This window comes from Paenibacillus sp. 102 (assembly GCF_039549175.1).
Lineage (GTDB): Bacteria > Bacillota > Bacilli > Bacillales > Bacillaceae_G > Bacillus_A.
This window is the reverse complement of record NZ_JBCGHT010000003.1, coordinates 265778-288994: the sequence shown is the minus strand read 5'-3', so window position 1 is coordinate 288994 and position 23217 is coordinate 265778. Positions and strand designations below refer to the sequence as shown.

The 23217-nt window shown below is 36.6% G+C and carries 18 protein-coding genes and 1 pseudogene; 2 read left to right on the top strand and 17 right to left on the bottom strand.

Going from position 1 to position 23217, the window contains the following annotated elements:
• Positions 1-10: 10 nt before the first annotated feature.
• From AAIE21_RS10650 to AAIE21_RS10610, 9 genes are all read right to left on the bottom strand, one after another.
• Complete coding sequence (locus AAIE21_RS10650) at positions 11-931, bottom strand: isochorismatase family protein (RefSeq protein WP_343266742.1); 921 nt, start codon at positions 929-931, stop codon at positions 11-13.
• A 39-nt stretch (positions 932-970) separates the two neighbouring features.
• Positions 971-2590: a (2,3-dihydroxybenzoyl)adenylate synthase gene (locus tag AAIE21_RS10645; protein ID WP_343266741.1), complete on the bottom strand. Its 1620-nt coding sequence runs from the start codon at positions 2588-2590 to the stop codon at positions 971-973.
• Between the two features lie 20 nt (positions 2591-2610).
• Positions 2611-3828 carry an isochorismate synthase DhbC gene (gene dhbC / locus AAIE21_RS10640; RefSeq protein WP_343266740.1) on the bottom strand — a complete coding sequence of 406 codons (1218 nt, stop codon included), beginning with the start codon at positions 3826-3828 and terminating at the stop codon, positions 2611-2613.
• A 24-nt stretch (positions 3829-3852) separates the two neighbouring features.
• On the bottom strand, positions 3853-4638 hold the full coding sequence (locus tag AAIE21_RS10635; RefSeq protein WP_343266739.1) for a 2,3-dihydro-2,3-dihydroxybenzoate dehydrogenase: 786 nt from the start codon (positions 4636-4638) through the stop codon (positions 3853-3855).
• 746 nt (positions 4639-5384) lie between these two features.
• Entirely contained in the window at positions 5385-5576 is a 192-nt protein-coding gene (locus AAIE21_RS10630) for a hypothetical protein (RefSeq protein WP_343266738.1), read from the bottom strand.
• 34 nt (positions 5577-5610) lie between these two features.
• On the bottom strand, positions 5611-8700 hold the full coding sequence (locus AAIE21_RS10625) for an AAA family ATPase (protein ID WP_343266737.1): 3090 nt from the start codon (positions 8698-8700) through the stop codon (positions 5611-5613).
• Positions 8697-9854, bottom strand: coding sequence for an exonuclease SbcCD subunit D (locus tag AAIE21_RS10620; RefSeq protein ID WP_343266736.1), 1158 nt, complete (start codon positions 9852-9854; stop codon positions 8697-8699). The genes AAIE21_RS10625 and AAIE21_RS10620 overlap by 4 nt, the downstream gene beginning before the upstream one ends.
• 21 nt (positions 9855-9875) lie before the next feature.
• Positions 9876-10115, bottom strand: coding sequence for a DUF2584 family protein (locus tag AAIE21_RS10615; protein WP_343266735.1), 240 nt, complete (start codon positions 10113-10115; stop codon positions 9876-9878).
• Between the two features lie 187 nt (positions 10116-10302).
• Positions 10303-10560, bottom strand: coding sequence for a hypothetical protein (locus tag AAIE21_RS10610; protein WP_343266734.1), 258 nt, complete (start codon positions 10558-10560; stop codon positions 10303-10305).
• A 430-nt stretch (positions 10561-10990) separates the two neighbouring features.
• On the opposite strand from AAIE21_RS10610, the gene AAIE21_RS10605 reads away from it, so the two are divergent.
• A complete protein-coding gene (locus tag AAIE21_RS10605; RefSeq protein WP_343266733.1) occupies positions 10991-12043 on the top strand; it encodes an enoyl-CoA hydratase/isomerase family protein in 1053 nt (350 codons plus the stop codon).
• An 82-nt stretch (positions 12044-12125) separates the two neighbouring features.
• Here the strand turns inward: AAIE21_RS10605 and AAIE21_RS10600 are convergent.
• Positions 12126-12440, bottom strand: a pseudogene (locus tag AAIE21_RS10600) (cupin domain-containing protein); the annotation flags it as partial.
• 193 nt (positions 12441-12633) lie between these two features.
• Here AAIE21_RS10600 and AAIE21_RS10595 point away from each other — a divergent pair.
• Complete coding sequence (locus tag AAIE21_RS10595) at positions 12634-13236, top strand: LysE family translocator (RefSeq protein WP_343267001.1); 603 nt, start codon at positions 12634-12636, stop codon at positions 13234-13236.
• A gap of 75 nt (positions 13237-13311) precedes the next feature.
• Here AAIE21_RS10595 and AAIE21_RS10590 read toward each other — a convergent pair whose 3' ends face one another.
• The 7 genes from AAIE21_RS10590 to mmgD all read right to left on the bottom strand — a co-directional run bounded on the left by AAIE21_RS10590 (position 13312) and on the right by mmgD (position 23022).
• Positions 13312-14772, bottom strand: coding sequence for a CoA-acylating methylmalonate-semialdehyde dehydrogenase (locus AAIE21_RS10590; RefSeq protein WP_343266732.1), 1461 nt, complete (start codon positions 14770-14772; stop codon positions 13312-13314).
• A gap of 43 nt (positions 14773-14815) precedes the next feature.
• Positions 14816-15706, bottom strand: a complete 891-nt coding sequence (locus AAIE21_RS10585) for an NAD(P)-dependent oxidoreductase (protein WP_343266731.1) — start codon at positions 15704-15706, stop codon at positions 14816-14818.
• Between the two features lie 16 nt (positions 15707-15722).
• Positions 15723-17432 carry an acyl-CoA dehydrogenase family protein gene (locus AAIE21_RS10580; RefSeq protein WP_343266730.1) on the bottom strand — a complete coding sequence of 570 codons (1710 nt, stop codon included), beginning with the start codon at positions 17430-17432 and terminating at the stop codon, positions 15723-15725.
• 140 nt (positions 17433-17572) lie between these two features.
• Positions 17573-19333 (bottom strand): sigma 54-interacting transcriptional regulator, encoded by a 1761-nt coding sequence (locus AAIE21_RS10575; RefSeq protein WP_343266729.1) that lies wholly within the window; start codon positions 19331-19333, stop codon positions 17573-17575.
• A gap of 110 nt (positions 19334-19443) precedes the next feature.
• Positions 19444-20352 carry a methylisocitrate lyase gene (prpB, locus tag AAIE21_RS10570; protein WP_343266728.1) on the bottom strand — a complete coding sequence of 303 codons (909 nt, stop codon included), beginning with the start codon at positions 20350-20352 and terminating at the stop codon, positions 19444-19446.
• A 16-nt stretch (positions 20353-20368) separates the two neighbouring features.
• Entirely contained in the window at positions 20369-21805 is a 1437-nt protein-coding gene (prpD, locus tag AAIE21_RS10565) for a 2-methylcitrate dehydratase (protein WP_343266726.1), read from the bottom strand.
• Positions 21806-21903: 98 nt separating this feature from the next.
• Positions 21904-23022 carry a citrate synthase gene (gene mmgD / locus AAIE21_RS10560; RefSeq protein WP_343266725.1) on the bottom strand — a complete coding sequence of 373 codons (1119 nt, stop codon included), beginning with the start codon at positions 23020-23022 and terminating at the stop codon, positions 21904-21906.
• Positions 23023-23217: the final 195 nt, after the last annotated feature.

Below are 23217 nucleotides of genomic sequence, written 5' to 3'. Positions count from 1 at the left end.
ATTTACTCCTTTATCTATCTGTATTTGACAGCACCTTTTCCTTTTGAGAGGACACCAAATGAAACCAGTCATAAATTGTTGGACGCTCAGCCAAATCTGCGAATGTAACTTCTACACCTACTTGGCGCCATTGCTCTACTAAACTCATAATTCTAACTGAGTCGAGCCCTCTATTTAATAAATCTTCATTATCCCCAATATCTGCTGGTGATTCACGAAGCAATTCAGCAACTTGTTCACGCACTGATTGTATTGTGAATCCTATATTCTCTTCTACCTTAGAAGTTTCTGTTAAACTCTGTAAATCTGCTACTAATAAGCTTGTCATTGTAGTCACTGCACATCGATCAGATGCATACTGCAAAGCTTGTTTATGATGTTCTTGTGAAAAATCAGCAACCGCATCAGCAATGAAAAATGGTTGTATTCCATCCATAAATGCTTCACATGCTGTTAAGAGGCATCCGATATGTGCATACACTCCGCAAATAATAAGCTGATCGCGCCCTTGTTCCTGTAAAATTTCTAGAAGATTTGTTTTCTTAAAGGCACTGTATCGCCATTTTGTAAGAAAAATATCATTCTCATCAGGAGTGAGCTCATCTACAATTTTTTGTTTATGAGGCCCTTCAGGAATGCCTGATCCCCAGAAATCTTGTAATAATCCTCTTTGCTCTAACGTTTGGCCACCTGGTTGTGCCGTATAAACGACTGGAACACCAAGTTCCTTACATGTTTTTCTGATCAAGTGTATATTTGAAATTAGTTCTACTCTTGGTGATTCCTCTGCATGATATGCATCCAAGAAGTACTCTTGCATGTCATGAATTAGAAGAACTGCTCGTTTTGGATCTGGCTTCCACGTTACTTTATTATTTGGTAAATCTGACTCTAATGGCATTGGATATACTGAGATAGCTGGAATAGCCATCTAATCACTTCCTTCCGAATTATGAATAATATTTAAACTCTACGAATTGATAGTAGTTTTTAATTTTTCAGCAATTGCTTTTCGTAATTCTTTCTTACTCACTTTTCCAACACCAGTTTGTGGAAATGAGTCGATAAATTCGATGCGATCTGGAATCTTGTATGCTGCAATTCCTCGATTTCTTAAAAATATTTTCAACTCCTTGGCAGTAGGTGCTTGCCCGCGAGCTATTACAAAAGCACAAGTACGCTCCCCTAAATAGTCATCAGGCATAGACACAATTGCTACATCATGCACAGCCAAATGAGCTAACAAATGATTTTCAACCTCTTCAGCTGCAACCTTCTCACCACCACGATTAATCTGGTCCTTATCGCGCCCTTCCACTACTAAGTAACCTTGCTCATTGATTTTCACAAGATCCCCTGTGCGATAAAAACCATCCGAAGTAAAGGATTTCGCATTATGTTCTTCAGCTTTATAATATCCACGGATTGTATATGGCCCGCGAGTTAATAAACTTCCAACTTGTCCTGGCTTCACATCATTATCATCTTCATCAACTACACGTATTTCATCGAACGCTGACATTGGTCTTCCTTGTGTATGAATAATGATTTCTTCCGGATCATCAAGTCTTGTATAATTTACTAGTCCTTCTGCCATACCAAATACTTGTTGCAATGTACAACCGAATGTCGGACCTATACGCTTGGCCACTTCCGCGCTAAACTTTGCGCCGCCTACCTGTAAAACTTGCAAGCTAGATAAATCATTATTGCGTGAAACTATTGCGTCCAGCCATACCATTGCAAGGGGTGGCACAAGTGCTGTAATCGTGACACGTTCCTTCTCAATAAGAGAGAACGCTTCATCAGGACTTCCTCCAGAAGCTAGAACAACTCTTCCTCCAGCATATAACGTTCCGAGAATTCCTGGTGAACTAAGGGGATAGTTATGTGCAACTGGAAGGACAGCAAGATACACACTATCTTGGTCCAGTTTACAAATTTCAGCACTCACTCTTAAACTATAAATATAGTCATCATGTGTTCTTGGGATTAATTTAGATAACCCTGTTGTTCCGCCTGATAATTGCAAGAAAGCTACATCGCTAGATTTTACTTCTGGCAGATTGACCGGATTCATATAAAGATCACGAATTCCTACAAATTCCTCCGCCTCTCCCACAACGATTACATGTTGCAGCGTTGGAACTTTTTCTTTTACTTCTCTTGCAAGTTTTCGATAGTCGAATCCAAGTTGTTTATCAGAAATAATATAAGCAGTCGCTTCAGCAAATTCACAAAAATAGCTTATTTCACTACTTCGGTGTGACGGCAAAGCGAAAACTGGAAGTGCACCAATTCGAAACAGCGCAAAGCAGACTTCGAAAAACTCCGTAATATTTGGTAACTGAAGAACCACTCGATCCGTTTGCTTAATTCCTAAATTTAGAAATCCTGCAGCTAAGCGATCCACCCTTTTGTCCAGTTCACTATAGCTTAAGTGATTTTCGCCACTTGTCACTGCAATCTGGTCACCATGTTTCATTGCACGTTCTCGCAGCATCTCTCCAAAGGTCTCTCCGCGCCAGCAACCTTTCTCTCTATATCGATCTGCAAACTCTTTTGGCCACTCACGGCATCCTGTTAACATCATTTATCCCCCTATAACTTCTATTTCAAAAATTCATCATTTAATCCCATAGCCCGAAGCATTGTGCGAAACTTAGCTGATGTTTCAGCTAGCTCATCTTCAGGTTTTGACTCCGCAACAATACCGGCTCCTGCGAATAAACGAAGTGAATTCTCTTCAACTTCCGCACAACGAATTGTAACAATCCATTCACCGTCACCATTCAAATCGCTCCAACCAAGCATTCCCGTGAAAAACTCGCGATCAAACGGCTCAATTTCGTTAATAGCTTCACGAGCTTCTTCTGTCGGAGTTCCACAAACTGCTGGTGTAGGATGAAGTGCAAGTGCTAATTCTAACGCAGACACTGATGCATCAAGTAATTCTCCTTTTACTTCAGTAGATAAATGCCACATTGCTTCACTATTTATTAATGATGGCTTTTCTGGAACATGTAATGTGCGGCAGTACGGACGAAGCGCCGCAGCTACTGCTTCAACAACAACAGCATGTTCATGTAAATCTTTAGCCGAAGAAAGCAACTCATCTGCTCGTCTTTTATCTTCTACAGGATCTTCACTACGAGGTCTAGATCCTGCAAGTGGATTAGAAATGACCTGCATTCCACTCCGTGAAACAAGTAACTCTGGACTCGCTCCTATAAGTGTACGACTACGCTTTGATGAAACATCACAACTCTCTCCTTCTTCACTCTTGGGTAAATCTACCGCAAACGTATACCCATGTTGATTGTGCTGTGCTAAATCACGAAGCAGTTTTTGAATATCAACCTTTTCTGGAGATTTTAAATCTAGTGATCTAGATAGAACGATTTTTTTTAGGTCACCGCTCTTTATTTTCGCTACCCCTTGCTCTACACCGCGCATATATTCTGCAGGTGCCGGGATAGGGTTCATTTCATATGTAAGTGCAGGTAATTGCTGCATTCGATCTGTAAAATCAAATTGTAGACGCTCTGCTAGCCTGCTCTCTTGAGGTACAACGAGCTGTACCGCTTCGGTGCGATCAAAAGGTAGCGCTCCTACAACAATAGGATTATGGTGCCCAGCTTGCTTCGCGTTATTTAGTACAGCATGAACCATCTCAGGAAAATTTTCTGCCTGACTATGTTTCACCGTAGCAAATGTTCCCTCAGCAAGTATTGTGCGGTACGGTGAAGCAAAAAAGAATGAAGATCCAGCTTTATAATCATCTAGTAATTTTGTTGCTAACTCCTTTAAAGCAGTTGTATGATTCATTATTTTAAACCTCCTATATTTCATTTAAACTCCTAAAGTAGCACCGCCATCAATGCATAGATTATGCATTGTAATATGACTTGCTTTATCTGAGGCTAAAAATAGAACGGCTTCAGCAATCTCAGAAGGCGTTGCTATTTTTTTTAATGGAATTCCTAATCTATATGTATCTTGTGAGCCTGCAATAATGTTTTTAGCTCCATTTCCATCTTTCCAAAGTAGGCGCTGCATTTCTGTCTCAGTTGAACCAGGAGAAACTAAATTACAGCGAATATTATATTCCGCAAGTTCAAGACCAAGACATTTGGTAAACATCGTTGCAGCAGCTTTCGACGCTACATACGCAGCCATCTCCATCCTAGGAACACTTGCTGCGTTTGACCCTACAGTCACAATCGCACCAGATTTACGTGACATCATACGTTTACTTACCGATCTGGATACATAAAACACTCCTGTAGCATTTACAGAAAAAGTCTTGTCCCAATCTTCATCACTTAAAGAGTGAATTGCATTCATCTTCAAAACACCCGCAACGTTTACTAGAACGTCAATCGGCCCCATTGCATCCTCAATCTGATTTACTGTGTCTTCCACCGCAGAACTATCACTCACGTCTAAAGCGAATGCTTTCAACGAGCTGCCCCTGGTTGCATGATAATCGGAAAGCTTATTGAGACCTAAAATATTTTTATCAACCGCTGCAACCTTTGCTCCTCTTTCCGCAAGCATATTCGCTACAGTCTCCCCAATTCCTTGTGCTGCACCCGTAACTAAAGCAACTTTCCCATCAAACTCCCTAAGGTCCATATTCTCAATTCCTTTCTTTGCAAGAATCTATTAGATTCTTATATACTTCTGTCTTGCAAAAGACGAACCCCATATAGAAAAACACAATATGATATTGATAATCATTATCAATTAATGTTTTCACAAAAAATAATACACATAGTAAACTGATCAGTCAAGTGTATTTTAATCTTAATTTTTCCACACTAACCTAGATAATACTCATAAACGATTGATTGATAATGATTTTCATTTTCTTTTATTACACCGAAATGATAATGTTTCTCAATAAGTTTGTCAATCTTTTTTTATTTTTCAGATAAAACATTTCATTATACTTCCATACTTATCTACATAAATCAGTCTTTACTTTCATTGTAAATATAGCCTTTTCTAATCCTAATTTCTGTCAAAATAACAGATCAAAAAATTAAAATGGAACTTTCAAATTTCCTAATTAACTATCACAAAATTCATCATCAATTACATAAAAACCTTTATTTTACAATAAAACCCATTTGATTAACCATGAAATTTCTCAATAAATTTCTGAAAAATTTTATTAAGAACTCCGAATTTATTTAAAAATGGCTAGTTACATCTTTTTTCTAAACTAATCCGCCATAAAATTATATTGATATTTTTTCATAGTGGGTATTGATGGGTAGTTCTACTCACTTCTTCTCTCTTATTAAATTTCCAAGTAAGTTATTTCACTGTTGTAATACAATATACAAAAAAAAGCCAGCCTAAGCTGACTCTTTTTCTTATACTCTTACAACCATTTCTTCAAATGTAATTGTTGATTCTGAAAGTTCCATCATATCAAAGGAATTCTTAATCCGTCTTGTAAGTACTTCTTTTAATTCATCACAGTTTGGTTGCTCTAATGATTTTACAAAAACAATGTCTTTGTAATACAACACACTAGAATCTTTATCTAAAGGATTGATAAACATCCCCTCTTTTGTAACAAAAGCGTTAGAGAGACTGTTACTTCACCACAAACCTCGTCTGACTACAACCATTCTTCTGCTTTGTTACTTCAAGCACTGCCGGCATTGCATTTTTCAACTCTTGTACATGCGAAATCACACCGATAAATCGTCCTGATTTTTGTAAGTCTATTAATGCATCGACTGCTTTTGTTAGTGACTCTTCGTCAAGTGAGCCAAATCCTTCATCGATAAACATCGTTTCGATAGAAATACCGCCTTCATACGCTTGAATCACATCTGCCATACCAAGCGCTAGACAAAGCGATGCATTAAATTTCTCTCCGCCGGACAATGTTTTTACGTCACGTGTTTGGCCTGTGTATGCATCATATACATCTAACCCTAGCCCACTTTGTCGATTTCTTTTTTCAACTCGTTCGCTTCGTTTTAAATAAAATTGTCCATTTGATAGTTTACGAAGTCTTTCATTGGCAATTTGAACAATTTGTTCTAGATACTCAATTAAAATGTAACGCTCAAAGGAAATACGGCTTTCGTTATCCCCTTTCATGACTTCATATAAATCAACAAGTTCTTGGAAAGCTTTTTCTTCTTCATGAATTTGTTCATCAATTCGTTTAATATTTTCATGTAAATCAGAAATGTATGCAACTGCACTTTGAGCACGCTGGCGCTTTTCTTTTGTAATATCAAGCTGAATTTCTAGTTCTTTCATCTGCTCTTCTAGAACTGTAATATCCGTCCATTCTTTCCCGGCTAATTCATTTGTTAGTTCTTCAATTTGCTTCGCTAATACTTCAAGAGATGAATAGTATTTTTGAATTTGATCTTGCAGATGTTTCATTTCTACATCTGTTAATTTTGCTTCTTTATAAGCTTGTTGATCAATAAATCCACCTTGCTTTAGCTCTGTCGTAAAACGAAGTAAAGTTTCTTCTTTCTTTTCTTTTGTATGAGTTACTTGCTTCACAGCCCCATCATACTCAGCTTGTACACGTATATTTTCATTTTGCAAATGTTGATAAGCTTCTTGTACTTTCTTCCACTCATCTTCCATCAGACGAAGTTCTTTAATAGCATTGTTAAATTGCTGTTTCCATGCTTCTAACGTTTGTAAGCTTTCAGGGATTTTTTGTTGATCATGTTCATAAGATGTACGAATTTCTATACACTCTATTTCAGTGCGATGCTGCATAGCCTCTGCTTCACGTTTTTGCTTCTGTAACTCTTCTAATTGTTCTTCTAATCCTTTTAGACTTGAAGCCAATTGTTTACGTTTTTCTTCGCTTGCTTTTAATGTATTTACTTCAGCTGCTAGTTGTTTTCCTTTTTGTACCAATTCTCGATATGTTTCAACTAATTCTTCTGAGCGATATCCACGCTTCACGACTTCTTCTATTACTTGTTCATATTGCAAGCGATAGAAATTCCATTTTTCTTCTAATTGAACGTGCAATTTTTCGGCAACATTCTTATTTTCTCGCAGCTCATTAAGCTGCTTCTCATCGATGGAATCTCCCAATTCTGTAGCTTTCTTCGGGTGATTCATGCTACCACATACTGGACAGGATTCCCCGTCATGAAGATGAAGAGCCAACACACCTGCTTGTTCGTTTAGCCAGCGGCGTTCCATATCTTCATACGCTTTCACAGCTATTTCCATTCTTTGACAAGCAGCTTGTTTTTCTTGTTCATATGTTTGTTTTTCTTTCCAAACATCATATGCTTGCTTTAAGACTTTCGCATCTTCTCGCATGTTTGTTAGTTCTTCCACTTTTACTACATATTGTTCAAGTGCTACTTCTAACTGCTGTAGTTCTTCAGCTATTTGTTGTTTTTGCGATATTTGTCCTTCTAGCTGTTGCTCAAGCTTATGAACACCTGCTTTGAATTTTTCACTCTGAAGCTCTGCTTTTTGCAATGTTGATTTTTTCTCTGCCAATGAAGCAATAATTGGCTGTAACTCTTCCAATCTTTGCACATTTTTCTTAGCTTCTTCACGTACAGACTCCCTGCCCTTTAATTCTTCATATTTCTCCTGTGCAAGTCCAAAGGTTTCAGCCGTCTTTTCCTTCTTAACAACTATTTGCTTCAGTAATTGTTCAGCATTTTGTTCACTTTGTACTGCTTCTTCATACCACTGTTCGAATGGCAATAATCGTTTTGCTTGTTCTGCATGTTTAAAACGCTGTTCCTGCATTTCTATTTGCGCACGATTCTCTTGTAAAGTTGTTTGTTGCTCTTGTTTCTGCTCTAAATCTTTGAATTTTTCATTAACAGATTTCGCTGCATGAAAATGAACTTCTATTGCTTTTAATTGCTGCGTTTGTACTGTTTGCTGCGCTTGTAATTGTTCAACTTCTGTTTCATAACAACTCGTTTCTTGTTCAAGTGCTTCGACTACTTGATGTGTATTAACATGTTCCTGCTGCACCAATGTTTCTAACAACGAACCATCTCGAACCGGCAACTTAAAGACATTACGAAAATATAGTTCTCTTTCTTTTTGCTTTTCTTGCAAGACGTCTTTCCACTGCTTCCGTTTTTGATCCAATAATTCACGCATTAACTTATAACGATCTGTTTTAAAAATACGCCGTAAAATTTCTTCTTTGTTTTCCGTTTCAGATGTTAGTAGTTTTCGAAATTCTCCTTGCGGAAGCATAACAATTTGACTAAATTGATGCTTACTAAGCCCAATTAAATCTTCAACCTTCTTGTTTACATCTGTCACATGAAAACGGTCTACACATGGAACCTTCTCATCACCTATTACCTCATATAATTCAACAGCATGCCCAGTAACGGTTTTATTCCCTTGCTTTTTATGACCAAGTTGTCTTTTAATTTCATATTGTTTACCTTTCAATTGAAAGATTAATTCTACACTCGTATATACGTTGTCATCAGCAAATTGGCTACGAAGCATACTTGTATCACTACGTTCCTCTCCGCTCGCTTCTCCATATAACACATAACAAATCGCATCAAATATCGTCGTTTTACCCGCTCCTGTATTTCCTGAAATCGCAAAAATACGATGATCTCCTAAATCACTAAAATCAATCATCTCTCGCTGTTTATAAGGACCAAACGCCGTCATAATAAGTTGCAATGGCCTCATCCTCGTTCACCTTCCCGTTCTTGCACTGTTTGTAATACTTCTAAGAAAAGACGTTCTTTTTCTTCTGATAAATCTGCGCCCTTCATTTCTTTATAAAAAGCTTTCAAAAGAGATAGGTCATCTGTTTTATGCCTAGAAACAGTAACTTCATTTGTTTCTGTAAATTCTCTTCTTTGCATAGAGCGTTCAACATGCATTGCATTTGGATAGACAGAACGAACTTTCTCCATTGGCTGTAGTACAGGATTTTCATCTAATAATTTGACGAAAACGTAATCTTCACTTGTCGGATGCTTTAATAAATCATCTATTTTCGCTTCTACTGTTCGCATTTGGCGTCGAGGTGTAAATAAGCATTTCTCTATTGTCGTTTGTCCCGTTTCATCTAATTCAACAATATAATACCCTTTTTTATGGCGCTCTTCAGAAATAGAATACGCAAGTGGTGACCCTGAATAGCGAATTGTTTCATTACGTACAAAATGCGCTTGATGTAAATGACCAAGCGCTGTGTAATGAAACTTGTCAAAATAGTGGCTATTTACGTATTCAGCACCACCAATTGAAAGCGGACGCTCTGCATCACTCGTGTTGTCTTCTGCTTCACCTGAAGAAGTAACAAATGCATGTCCCACAAATACATGTCTTGCTTCTTGATTCATTGTTTCCGAAAGTTCATTCATGAAAATACGCATCGCATCATCATGAGAGCGAATATCTTCATTTTTCATCACATGTCTAACAATACTTGGATCAGCATATGGGATCAAATGAAAATGTACTTCTCCATACGCATCATGTAAAACAACTGGTTCATAAGGAAATTGAAATTGTCCCACAATATGTAACCCTTGTTTCTTCATTAAACTACTCCCAAAATGAATACGGTCTGGACTATCATGATTCCCTGCTACCGCGATTACTGGTGTTTGTAAATCAATCACTATTTTTTGTAATACATCATTTAATAAGTCTACTGCTTCTGTTGGTGGAATTGCTCGGTCATATAAATCACCTGCAATAATAACGGCATCTGGTTTTTCTTCTTGTACAGCTTGAACGAACTGATCTAAAACAATCCGTTGATCTTCGGTCATATATACACCGTGAACAAGTTTTCCTAAATGCCAATCCGCTGTATGAAAAAGTTTCATCTTTCCCTTCCTTTCTCCCTTTTAATTTACTGATTGTAATGAAACAAGTTGATAATTAAGTGTTGTCTTCCCATCTTCCCACTCTAACTTTTGAACGATTGCATTACCGATTCTTTCTTGGTCCGTTTTATATAAAGGTAACATTTCATTCATAGCAAATAAGTGATACCCATCTAATACTAATTGAAATACATTTTCTTCTATATGTAATCTCGTTTCTTTTTCATTTGAAATAATCTTTGTGTGCATCTCAAACTTCATATGGATACAACCCCTTTTTCTCTATTCTCTACACTTTAATAGTATAGTGGCGATACTAGATTGACAAGTGAATACATAGTGAAGAGTACACTTTTCTATTGTTTTCCTTATTCTTATCATTCATATTTAAATACGGTATGTGAAATTATGGTTATTTATAAAAATAAAAACGCCCTTTCAGGCACTCTTATTTTTGTAAATAATCTTTCATTATATAGTACAATATAGTGATTAAAATAATGGCTATAAAAAATGAGAATAAGGCCACGATATACCCATCTTTATTTAACATAAAACAGAGTGAAATAGATATGATAAAAACCGGAAATACGAGACGTACTTTATCTTTCACTTCTTCTGTCGTATCTGTATGATGAAAATACTGTGTAATTCCTACCATGAGAGAAGACAAAATAATAACCGATAATAGCAAAGGCCCTGGCATTCCGATCTCCCCTTTCTCTATTCCTTATTATATACAAACTCAAGCTTCGTTAAAAGTTTGACAATTCAGCGAATATAACAAAATATGATTCTTATCTATATTCAACTCTTTCCTTCCCAGCATAAGAGTCCTATATATAGTATATCCTCCATTTTTAACCTATAATCAATCATGATTGTTGTAATATTCCTTTTCATCCGTGGAAATCCTGCAAATAGAACTCGCCAAAATATGCATTTTTCTACAAAAAGTCTAATATTATGTCTAATTGTTCATTTGTTTAGACAGTTAGACACTTTTTTACTAGTATTTCTTCTTTATGAAAGGCATCCAAACTGGCACGATACTTGCTTATTAAATAAATTATAAAGGACATTTCAGATTGTATCGAGAAATAAGAACGAGAAGATATATAAGAGGAGGATTCAAAATGACTGAAAATGTTTTATTTTCCATTAATGAAAACGGTGTTGCATCAATTACTTTAAACCGTCCAAAAGCACTTAACTCTTTATCTTATGATATGTTAAAACCAATCGGGCAAAAATTAAAGGAATGGGAAAAGGATGATCAAATTTCCATTATCATCTTAAAAGGTGCTGGTACAAAAGGCTTTTGTGCTGGCGGTGATATTAAAACATTATATGAAGCACGTTCAAATGAAACTGCATTACAGCATGCTGAACAGTTTTTTGAAGAAGAGTATAAAATAGATACTTATTTATATCATTATCCAAAACCAATTATCGCTTGTTTAGATGGAATTGTAATGGGTGGTGGTGTCGGCCTTACCAATGGTGCTACACATAGAATTGTCACAGAGCGTACAAAATGGGCAATGCCTGAAATGAACATTGGTTTTTTCCCAGATGTTGGCGCTGCTTACTTCTTAAATAAAGCACCAGGACAAACTGGTCATTATGTCGCATTAACAGCATCTGTCTTAAAAGCTGCTGATGTGTTATATATAAACGCCGCTGATCATTATATGCCATCTGAAACGTTACCTACTTTTCTTAATGCAATTGAAAAAGCAAATTGGCACAATCAAAATGTACATATTACTTTAAAAGAACTCATTAATAAATATGAAACAACACCTAGTGTAGCAAGTGAACTTGCTTCTGTGCAAGAAGAAATTGATAAGCACTTTTCATTCCAAACAGTCGAAGATATCATCCACTCATTAGAGCATGCTGAAAGTTCTTTCGCTTTAAAAACAAAAGAAACATTACTCTCAAAATCTCCATTCTCATTAAAAGTAACATTAAAGCAACTGATTGACGGGAAAGAAAAATCGATAGAAGAATGCTTTGCAACGGATTTCATACTCGCTAAAAATTTCATGAGACACGAAGATTTCTTCGAAGGCGTCCGTTCCGTCGTAGTCGATAAGGATCAAAACCCACAATACAAATATAAGCAATTAAGTGATGTTTCAGATGAAGAGGTAAATCGTTTCTTTAACCTTCTTAATGCATAATAGCAAACAGGCTAGATGAAAGCAGTTCATTTTCTGCTCTATCTAGCTTGTTTTATTACCGTACTATTTGTTGTAATCAATAGACAATGTTACCTTCTAAAATATAAGCAACTTCCTCTCCCTTATGTTCTAAAAGTGTATCAGAGGAAATTGCATTAGGTGGTAAAGTCATTAAAGATGCAGCTAAAGCACCTGTTAAATCCGGGAATAATAATTCATATGATAAATTTCCTACAATCATTTTTTTACGTTCGTTTGCCCTGATAACTAAATCAGTTGTATTCTTATCTTCCGTTAGAAAACTAAAGGTTGGAACTTCTAACACTTTCTCTAACCCTCGTTCAATTTGCCTTAACATAAAAGGTGTTATTTCTGCTAACTTTGCTAGCCCTCTCATACTTAACCCTCTCTGTTTCAAAGCTCCTCTACATTTATACCCCTTTTAACAATTTCATTAAATACATCTTAATATATTTAAATTTGATTTAACATTCAACTTAAATTGTGTTAAACTTATTTTGATTAAATTTTCAAAAAAATAAACAAAGAAAGGCGGAGTGGTTGTGGAGAACTACCTTCTTTTTATTATCATGTCGATTTGTCTTATCATTTTACCTGGACCTGACACTGCAATGGCTACGAAAAACACTCTTTCTGCTGGGAAAATTGGTGGCGTGAAAACGGTTTTCGGTACATGTATTGCCCTCTTAATTCATACTTTAGCTGCTGTAATTGGTCTTTCTGCTATTATTGTTAAATCAGCTTTCTTATTTTCTATTTTTAAATATGTTGGTGCACTTTATCTCGTCTATTTAGGCATAAAAGCACTTTTATCCTTAAAAAACAAAAACAACATAGATATGAATGATGTGCCAATGAAACATACCGATGAAAACACTTCTTGTTTTCGCCAAGGTTTTCTTACTAACCTTTTAAATCCTAAAGTTGCTGTTTTCTTTTTGACCTTTTTACCGCAATTTTTAAATCCTAATCATAATACACTTGTTCAATTTTTGATTATGGGGCTTACCTACCTTGTTTTAACTGCAATATGGTTTGCTTTTTATATATTTTTAATTGATAAAATAAGTGTCTTTATGAAAAAGCCTGCTACACAAAGGTATATTCAAGGGCTTACTGGTATTATATTAATTGGATTTGGTATAAAATTAGCCTTCGAAAAAAACAGTTAACAATAAAAATCCACCACTCATGAATGAGTGGTGGATTTTTCGTACATGTAACAAGTTACATACGTGTTCTATCTATTAAAACCAGCGCTCTGTTACAACTTTTTTACGTGTGTAGAATTGAACGCCATCTGTTCCATTTGTTCCAAGATCACCGTAGAAGGACGCTTTATTTCCTGCAAATGCGAAGAATGCCATTGGAGCTGGAACGTTAACGTTTACACCAATCATTCCTGCATCGATGTTATCACGGAATGTTTGTGCATGTTTGCCACTTGATGTATAAATAACAGCACCATTTGCAAATTTTGATTGGTTTGTTAGCTTAATTCCTTCTTCTAAATCTTTTACTCTCACAATACTTAATACTGGAGCAAAAATTTCATCTTGCCAAATTTTCATATCTTGATTTACACCATCAAAGATTGTTGCTCCAACGAAATATCCTTCACGGACTTCTTCATTAATGTTACGACCATCTACTAATAAAGTAGCTCCATCTGCTAAACCGCTATGAATATAGCCTAGTACACGCTCTTTATGAGATTCACGGATTAATGGTCCTACATAATTATCTTCGTGGAAACCATCGCCTACTTTTAATTTACGTGTTTCCGCTACTAGTACATCAATAAATTCATCAGCAATTTCATCTACAACTGCTACAACTGAGCATGCCATGCAGCGCTCTCCACTACTTGCAAACGCGGATCCAATCACACCTTGTACTGTCTTTTCAATGTTGCAATCCGGCATAACAATCGCATGGTTTTTTGCTCCTGCAAGTGCTTGTACTCGTTTTCCATATTTTGTTCCTGTTTCATATACATAGCGTGCAACTGGCTCAGATCCAACAAATGAAACAGCTTGAATGTCTTTATTTTCCAGAATACTATTTACAACATCTTTTCCACCTTGCACTAAGTTTAAGACACCTTTTGGAAAACCAGCTTCATAGAATAATTCTACTAATCTTTCTGCTAAAAGCGGTGTTCTTTCAGATGTTTTTAGTACGAATGTGTTACCGCAAGCAATTGCAAGTGGGAACATCCATAGTGGAATCATCATTGGGAAGTTAAACGGTGTAATCCCCGCAACAACTCCAATTGGATAGCGCCAAATGGAACCATCAATCCCGCCTGCAATGTTTGGAAGTGCTTGCCCCATCATTAAATTTGGTGTTGATGTTGCCAGTTCTACAGCCTCAATCCCGCGCTGTACTTCGCCAGTTGCATCTTTTAATGTTTTTCCATTTTCTAATGTAATAATTTTTGCAAGCTCATCTTTATGTTCTTGTAAAAGTTGTAAGTATTTATATAACTGTCTTGAACGGTTTGGCACCGGTACTTTCGACCATGTTTCATAAGCTGCTTTTGCAGCTTCAACAGCACGATCCACATCTTCTTTTGGAGAAAGTGGAACATAAGCAATGATTTTCCCAGTCGCAGGATTTGGAACAGCTTCCACTTCTGTACCAGTAGATTCTACCCATTCACCATTAATATGATTTTTCACGCGTTTAATTTCTGTTGTAATCATTGTATTCGCTCCTTTTTATTTTTATATTTGCTAGTATTCATTATTATTTATGACTAGAAATTAATTGTTCACTTACCTTTTGATATAAGGCAGCCATGTCTTTTTCACCATATCCCGCTTTACCAGCTTCATCATACAAACTCAAAAGCATTTCACTTACTGGCAAGTGAAGCTCGCTTTTTTTTGCTAGATCAACTGCAAATCCTAAGTCTTTCTTTAGTAGATTTACAGTAAACCCTGGTTCATAGTTTTCTGATGCAATAAAGCTTTTATAATTACGCTCATAAATTCTACTTTGGCCATAACTCACATTTAAAATATCAAACATTTTATCTAAATCCATATTGTTTTTCTTTGCTAAAGTCAAAGCTTCACTAACACCTGCTGTATAAAAACCAATTAATAAGTTATTAATAAGCTTTACAGTTGTACCACTATCAATTTGCTCACTCACATGAAAAATATTTGCCCCTAATACTTCCATCACTGGTAAGCCCTTTTCGTACACTTCTTTTGATCCACCAACCATAAAAGTTAATGTGCGGTTTTCCGCTCCAATCACTCCACCACTAACTGGTGCTGCTAAGAAGTCTACTTTTTTATCATTCGCAGCATCTGCCAATCTTTTATTTAGCTCTGGTGCTACTGTGCTTGTATCAATTAGAACAACATTCGAATGGCTATTCTCAATTAAGCCTTCTTCACCAAAGTAAACGGCTTCAACAGCTCGAGGTGATGGCAAACTTGTAAAAATCAAATCACATGTTTCTGCCAAATTTGCAATTGATAAGCCAATGATTCCTCCTTCTTTCTCAAAAGAAGCTTCAGCATCTTTATTTAAATCGAATCCATATACCGTGTAATTTGATTTAACTAAATTTTTAGACATTGGAAGACCCATATTACCTAAACCAATAAAACCAATCTTTTTCATACTGTTCTCCTCCTATTTAAACAATATATTTCCCGCGATTTATAATCGCTTTTGCGATTTCTCTCTTCTTCGTAAATACGTTCGTATATAGAGGTACTGACAGTTGACGAATTTCATCTAGAATAGCGTTTCTATTTTGCTCCTCTTGTACTGCTGCAGAAAGAAGAACAATTGCCGCTGCTTCTACTTTTCGATACCCTTCTTCACAAAGAACATCTGTTATAGACTGTTTTATACGTTCTTTTTCTTCACCATTTTTACTTACCGCTTTCTTTGTACGTAAAAATGACGATTCCATTACATACACATCTTTCAACATGTCCGCTAACACGCGTGAATATTCTTGTTCTTGTTCAATTTTTAGTTCAGGAGTTTGAGATAGCGTTTTCAAAGATTGCTTCAATAATTGTTTCGATAATAAAATATAGCGATGATTACGTTCTACATTATCAAACGTACCTTCATCTGCTTGATCTCCTAGCTGCTTCGTTTGTTTCATTAACATTTTCGCAACTGTTAAGCGGTTAATTTCATTCGTTCCTTCAAATATACGGCTAATTCTAGCATCACGGTATAATCGTTCTACTTCATATTCTTGCATATAACCATAACCACCGTGAATTTGTACCGCTTCATCTACAATATTTCCAAGTGTTTCTGAAGCGTTCACTTTGTTGATTGCGCATTCCATTGCAAATTGGGACATTTTCTGCATAATGCTTTCATCACTCTCATGAATTGCTTCATCAATTACACCTGCTGTTCGATAAGCTGCGCTCTCTGCACCGTATGTAGCAATAATCATATTTGCAATTTTCTCTTGGATCATCGTGAAATCAACTAATTCTGTTTGAAACTGTTTTCGTTCTTTTCCGTATTGAACAGATAGACCAATTGCTTGCTTTGCTGTCCCAATATTTCCGAAAGCAAGTTTCAGTCTAGCAAAATTGAGAATATTAAGAGCTACGTGATGTCCTTTTCCAACTTCACCTAGTACATTTTCAGCAGGAATGACGACATCCTCTAAAATCAGTGTCGCAGTTGACGAACCTTTAATCCCCATCTTCTTTTCTTCTAAGCCAATCGAAACGCCTTCACATGTTCTTTCGACAATAAATGCTGTCATTCCTTTATTTGTCTTCGCAAAAACAACATATACATCAGCCATATGGGCATTTGTAATCCACTGCTTTTCACCGTTTAATGTCCATGCTGTTCCTTCTTCATTTAAGACAGCACTTGTTTTTGCACTTAATGCATCAGATCCAGCGTTTGGCTCTGTTAATGCATAAGCTCCAATCCATTCGCCTGACGCAATTTTTGGTAAGTATTTTTCCTTCTGCTCTTTTGTTCCGTAATATATATATGGCAGCGTTCCTACTCCAGCGTGAATATTAAAAGAAACACTAAACGCTCCTGCATATCCCATCTTTTCTGCTACAAGTCCGGAAACTGCTTTCCCTAATTCAAATCCACCATATTCTTCCGGAACCTCTATACTTAGCAATCCAAGTTCTCCAGCCTTTTCAAATAGCTGGCGAGAAACTTGATAATTGTGCTGCTCGATATGTTCAATTTGCGGAACAATTTCTTGTTTCACAAATTGTTCTGTTGTTTTTGCGATTAAATCTTCATCACCTGAAAAATCCTCAGGTGTAAAAAAGGTTGTATGAAGCTCCTGATTCCGCGAAAAAAATTCGTCCCATTGCAACTTTGTTTTCTCCATCTGTATCCCCCTATCATTTCGGTCTTCATTTTATTTACATGCAAAATCTATGCCAAACTAAAAACTTGATAGAACAAGGGCGAAATGACAAGAAAACGTAAAACTGTCTAGACAGTTTTACACTTGATATAACAAATTGTCTAGATTTTGAATCGGGACAATTTGTTATACAGGGTCGCCCTAGAAATCCCTAACAATGCCGCTGCTTTTGACTTATTTCCTTTTGCTTCTTTTAAAACGCGTTCAATTAATCCTCTTTCTTCCTCTTCACGCACCACTTTCATCGCTTCTTGTTTTGCAGGTAAGGACTGAATCATAGGTACTAGTTTCTTTTGCTCCATATCCCGATAATAAAATTCTTCTGGTAAATCCTTCGCTCGTATATGTGCATCATCTGATAGTGCGAATAGTCTTTCTAACACATTGATTAATTCCCTGACATTACCTGGCCAGTTATAATGGAACATAAGACGCAATACTTCTTTATCGAGTGTCTTTTCTTCGGCACCATACATTTGACATAACTTTTGTAAATGTTCTTCGACAATGAGTGGTATATCTTGTTTTCGAAAGCGAAGCGGCGGAATATGGATCGGAATAACATGAAGACGATGATATAAATCCTCCCTAAAGATTCCTTCTCTCACCATTTGTTTTAAATCTTTATTTGTCGCTGCAATTAGCCTGAAATCAACAGGTATTGGATGTGTACCACCTATTCTTTCTATTTCCCTTTCTTGTAAAACGCGTAAAATTTTCACTTGCGTTAATAGGGACATATCGCCTATCTCGTCTAAAAATAACGTTCCATGATTTGCAAGTTCAAACTTTCCTGCCTTCCCGTTCTTTTTCGCACCTGTAAAAGCCCCTTCTGCATAACCAAACAATTCAGATTCTAGTAAATTATCAGGAATAGCAGCACAGTTCACACTAATAAATGGACCATTTTGCGTTATCCCTACACTATGTATAGCTCTTGCAAATTGCTCCTTACCCACACCGCTTTCCCCAGTAATTAACACAGATGCTTTCGATCCAGCTGCTTTTCGGGCCATTTTTTTCGTGTCAGAAATTGTTTGGCTTTCTCCAAGAATATCTTCAAATCGAATTTGCTTCTTTTTCGGTTTAGAAAACGTTGGCTTGATTGCCCCATCTTTTTGATCAAATCGCTCTAGTATTTTATAAATATCTGAAATCCCTTCATGAATAAGCATCCCTACAGCACCTATCACTCTTCCTTGCTTCCAAATTGGCATCCGGTGCACAACTAGATTCTGTCCTTGCAGACGGTGCACTTGATTTCTTTCTGGTACTCCTGTTTTTAATACAACTGGAAGCCTTGTATTCTCAATCACATTTTCAGCGCGCTGTCCAATTGCTTCTTCTTTTGTTACACCAACAAAGCGACTATACGTATCATTAAACATTTGAATAACACCATTTTCATCTACAATCGCAATTCCTTCATACGCAGTATCAAAGGAAAGCCGTAACCATTCTATTACACGCTTTGCTTCTTCTAATTGTTGTTTTATAAATTTTTGAAAGGCAAGAAGCTCATTTGGACCTATTACCCCTTCTAACATTCCATTTTTTCCATTTAGTACATAAAACGGTAAACGCTGAACCACTTCCATTGCATTCACTCTTGTTCCCTTGTGAAAAGATTTATCTATAATCATATGAACGAAGGTACTTTCATCACTATTTTCTTTCAGCCACTGCACACAATCTAGTAATTTCACAATACCTATCATTCTTTCTTCCTCTAGTACAGGCAGTTCATCAGTTTTTGATGCGATTAGTAGATTGATTGCCTCTGCAATCGTATTACTCATTTTCACAAACTGAAACTCTTTATTCAGCCATCTTCCTACAGAGTAATCTTCTATAGAGTTCATATGTTTCCACCTCTTTTGCAAGCAATTAGGAAATATGAAAAGGCGATGACTCTTCACATCAAGCAGTTGTTTTTGCCAAAGATGTCTCATCATCGCCTTTTCCCTTTGTTTTATTGATCTTCAGATAAAACTGTTTTTGCAATTCCGTTATCTAATTCTTCAAAATCATGATACGAAATTGTTTCATATAATTCACTTCTCGTTTGCATATTAGATAGTCCTTCTTTTTGTGAGCCTGTCTCTTTAATAAGTGTGAATACACGCTCATATGCTTTTGCTGCAACGCGAAGTGATGTAACCGGATAAATTACCATTTGGAAGCCCATATTTGCAAATTCTTCTGCACTATAATATGGTGTCTTTCCAAACTCAGTCATGTTCGCAAGTAGTGGCACATTTACTTTACTGTTAAATAAACGGAATTCCTCTTCAGATTGAAGCGCTTCCGGGAAAATAGCATCTGCACCTGCTTCTACGTAAGCAACCGCTCTTTCGATTGCTGCATCCAGCCCTTCTACACCACGAGCATCTGTACGTGCTACAATAATAAGTGTTGGTGCTACTTCTTTAATCGCTTTAATCTTTTGTACGAGTTCTTCAGTGGAAACAAGTTTTTTTCCATTTAAATGTCCACATTTTTTCGGTAATTGTTGATCTTCAATTTGAACAGCAGCTACATTTGCTTCTACCATTTCCACAGCAGTTCTTGCTACGTTTAATACCCCGCCAAATCCTGTATCAATATCAACAAGAAGAGGTAAGTCTGTTGCTCTAACAAGATCCCTTGCTCTCTCAGCTACTTCAGTAGACGTTACAATTCCTAAATCCGGTAAACCCTTACTTGCTGTATAAGCAGCTCCTGATAAATAAAGAGCTGAAAATCCAGTATTTTTTGCAACAAGGGCCGCCATTGCATCATGTGCACCAGGGATTTGTAAAATTTGAGGTGCTTCTACTAAAGATCGGAATCGATTGGCAAGCTCTTCTTGTGTTGACTGTTTATTCACAACCCAAGCCATTCTTATTCCCCCTATTTTATATTAAGAAAAGATCTACAAATTCATTTACATTCATATTTTCTAGTTTTTCTTCATTCAAACAAGCTTCATGAATTTTTTCTTGTTGTTTGCTTGAATAATGTACAGCCATATTTGCAGAGAACTTTTGGACAACTTTTGGAATTGCTTCATCTCTACGGAAACGATGACCTAATGGATATTCACACTCTACGTTTTCTGTTACTGTGCCATCTTTAAAATGAACTTGAACAGCGTTGGCGATTGAGCGCTTGTTCGGATCAAGGTAATCTAAACTGTATTGTTTATTTTCAACAACAACCATCTTATTTCTTAATTCATCTACACGAGAGTCAGAAGCTACTTCATCCTCATAATCATCAGCAACAATATCACCTTTTAATAGACCGATTGCCGTAATGTATTGTAAACAATGATCACGGTCAGCTGGATTATTTAATGGACCTTCTTTATCGATAATACGAACTGCTGATTCATGTGTCGTAATTGTAATACGATCGATTTCATCTAATCGTTCTTTCACTTCTGGATGTAATTTCACTGCACATTCCGCAGCTGTTTGTGCATGGAATTCTGCTGGATATGATACTTTAAACAATACATTTTCCATTACATAAGAATCTAAAGGTCTTGCTAATTTTAATTCTTGTTTATTAAACAGTACATCTTGGAATCCCCAGCCTGGTGCAGATAATGCTGTTGGATAACCCATCTCACCTTTTAGTGCAGTAAGAGCAAGATGAACACCACGGCTCGTTGCATCTCCAGCTGCCCAAGATTTACGAGAACCTGTATTTGGAGCATGACGATATGTACGAAGACTCGAATTATCAATCCATGCATGAGACAATGCATTAAAGATTTCTTCACGCGTACCACCAAGCATTTTTGTAACAACTGCTGTTGTTGCTACTTTTACATATAACACATGATCAAGACCAACGCGGTTTAAGCTATTTTCTAATGCAAGTACACCTTGAATTTCATGTGCTTTAATCATCATTTCAAGTACATCTCGTACTTTTAATGGTTCTTTCCCTTCTGAAATACGAACGCGACTAATGTAGTCTGCAACTGCTAAAATTCCACCTAAGTTATCTGATGGATGTCCCCATTCTGCAGCTAGCCATGTATCGTTATAATCTAGCCAACGAATCATACACCCAATATTAAAAGCACCTTTTACTGGATCAAGTACAAATGACGTTCCCGGTACACGTGTACCATTTGGCACGATAGTTCCTGGTACAACTGGTCCTAATAATTTCGTACACTCTGGGTATTGAAGTGCTAAAATTCCACATCCAAGCGTATCAAGTAACACATAGCGAGCTGTACTGAACGCTTCTGAGCTTGTCACCTCTTTGTTTAATACATAATCCGTAATCTCTTCTAAAATTGCATCTTTTTGTTTAATTTCATTTGTTTTAATCATGCTATTCTTCCCTTTCTGTCGAAAATTCGTTATTATTAAGGATGGGTGTCGGTCAAACACCCACCTGGCGGGCGGCTCTAACAACTCCCCAGTTGTTTTTATTTGCTAAGCACATGTCGCTCGCCGATATAATTTACACGCGGACGGAACAATCGATTATTTGTATGTTGCTCAATCACATGCGCACATAAGCCCACCGTTCTTGAACTGAAAAAGATTGGTGTATATAGTTGAATTGGAATACCTAGCATCCAATAAACTGGAGCTGCATAGTAATCTAAGTTCGGATAAATGCCTTTTTCCTTCTCCATAATCTTTTCTCCAGCTTCACACATTTCATATAATGTATAATCACCTTTTACATCACATAACTGTTTTAAAGCTTCTTTCATCATAAGTGCCCTTGGATCCATCTTCTTCATGTAGACGCGATGTCCAAATCCCATGATTTTTTCCTTGTTATATAATTTCTTTTGCAGTAACTCTTCAAATTTCTCAACATTTCCTGCCTCTAGCAGCATGTACATAACCGCTTCATTTGCACCGCCATGTAAACTTCCTTTTAAAGAGGCAACTGCACCTGTTAAAGCACCGTATAAATCTGATTGTGTAGATGCGATAACGCGCGCTGTAAATGTAGAGTTCGGCATTTCATGTTCACTATATAAAACTAAGGAGCGATCGAATATTTTTTCTTCCAGCTCAGTCGGTTTTTTACCAGTTAACATATAGAAGAAATTCGCACTATATGATAACTCTTGAAGCGGTCCGATCGGCTCTTCGTTATTTAAAATATGATAGCTGTTCGCAACAATATTTGGCACTTTGCTTAACAGTTTATAACCGCGGGCTTTATTCACTTCTAACGAACGATTTTCAATATCGTTATCGTAACCCGCTAGTGCAGATACGCCTGTGCGTAACCCATCCATCGGATGCGTTTCTTTTGGCAATGCTTTTAAAACATTGAACACACCTTCTGGTACTTCATATTCTTCCTTCAATTTCTTTTCAAGCGCCTTCTTTTCATCCTCATTTGGTAGATGTTCTTCTAGTAAAAGGTGCACAATATCTAAATACTCTTTTTCTTTCGATAATTCAATTAAGTCATATCCTTGAATAACAATTTCACCTTTTACTGTATCAAGAAACGAGATTTTCGTCTCCGCTGCGACTATACCATCTAATCCCGGGGAAAATTTTTCTTCAGCTTTCATTATCATTTCCTCCAATCCTAATAGATCTTCGTGCACATAACTGTAAGCCTTTACAATATCGCGAAACTACATTTCTATTTCAATGTATCAGAGTTTTTAGAAGATTTCAATTTATTTTATAATGATAAGTTTCCTATACTTTTCCTGATGTAACAAAACCATTTTTGAAGAATAACGTCTAAGTTTTTTATTGAA

What these genes read in the sequence shown, in the direction of transcription:
- AAIE21_RS10650 (WP_343266742.1), bottom strand. Translation starts at nt 931, where the DNA reads ATGGCTATTCCAGCTATCTCAGTATATCCAATGCCATTAGAGTCAGAT.
- AAIE21_RS10645 (WP_343266741.1), bottom strand. Translation starts at nt 2,590, where the DNA reads ATGTTAACAGGATGCCGTGAGTGGCCAAAAGAGTTTGCAGATCGATAT.
- dhbC (WP_343266740.1), bottom strand. Translation starts at nt 3,828, where the DNA reads ATGAATCATACAACTGCTTTAAAGGAGTTAGCAACAAAATTACTAGAT.
- AAIE21_RS10635 (WP_343266739.1), bottom strand. Translation starts at nt 4,638, where the DNA reads ATGGACCTTAGGGAGTTTGATGGGAAAGTTGCTTTAGTTACGGGTGCA.
- AAIE21_RS10630 (WP_343266738.1), bottom strand. Translation starts at nt 5,576, where the DNA reads ATGTTTATCAATCCTTTAGATAAAGATTCTAGTGTGTTGTATTACAAA.
- AAIE21_RS10625 (WP_343266737.1), bottom strand. Translation starts at nt 8,700, where the DNA reads ATGAGGCCATTGCAACTTATTATGACGGCGTTTGGTCCTTATAAACAG.
- AAIE21_RS10620 (WP_343266736.1), bottom strand. Translation starts at nt 9,854, where the DNA reads ATGAAACTTTTTCATACAGCGGATTGGCATTTAGGAAAACTTGTTCAC.
- AAIE21_RS10615 (WP_343266735.1), bottom strand. Translation starts at nt 10,115, where the DNA reads ATGAAGTTTGAGATGCACACAAAGATTATTTCAAATGAAAAAGAAACG.
- AAIE21_RS10610 (WP_343266734.1), bottom strand. Translation starts at nt 10,560, where the DNA reads ATGCCAGGGCCTTTGCTATTATCGGTTATTATTTTGTCTTCTCTCATG.
- AAIE21_RS10605 (WP_343266733.1), top strand. Translation starts at nt 10,991, where the DNA reads ATGACTGAAAATGTTTTATTTTCCATTAATGAAAACGGTGTTGCATCA.
- AAIE21_RS10595 (WP_343267001.1), top strand. Translation starts at nt 12,634, where the DNA reads ATGTCGATTTGTCTTATCATTTTACCTGGACCTGACACTGCAATGGCT.
- AAIE21_RS10590 (WP_343266732.1), bottom strand. Translation starts at nt 14,772, where the DNA reads ATGATTACAACAGAAATTAAACGCGTGAAAAATCATATTAATGGTGAA.
- AAIE21_RS10585 (WP_343266731.1), bottom strand. Translation starts at nt 15,706, where the DNA reads ATGAAAAAGATTGGTTTTATTGGTTTAGGTAATATGGGTCTTCCAATG.
- AAIE21_RS10580 (WP_343266730.1), bottom strand. Translation starts at nt 17,432, where the DNA reads ATGGAGAAAACAAAGTTGCAATGGGACGAATTTTTTTCGCGGAATCAG.
- AAIE21_RS10575 (WP_343266729.1), bottom strand. Translation starts at nt 19,333, where the DNA reads ATGAACTCTATAGAAGATTACTCTGTAGGAAGATGGCTGAATAAAGAG.
- prpB (WP_343266728.1), bottom strand. Translation starts at nt 20,352, where the DNA reads ATGGCTTGGGTTGTGAATAAACAGTCAACACAAGAAGAGCTTGCCAAT.
- prpD (WP_343266726.1), bottom strand. Translation starts at nt 21,805, where the DNA reads ATGATTAAAACAAATGAAATTAAACAAAAAGATGCAATTTTAGAAGAG.
- mmgD (WP_343266725.1), bottom strand. Translation starts at nt 23,022, where the DNA reads ATGAAAGCTGAAGAAAAATTTTCCCCGGGATTAGATGGTATAGTCGCA.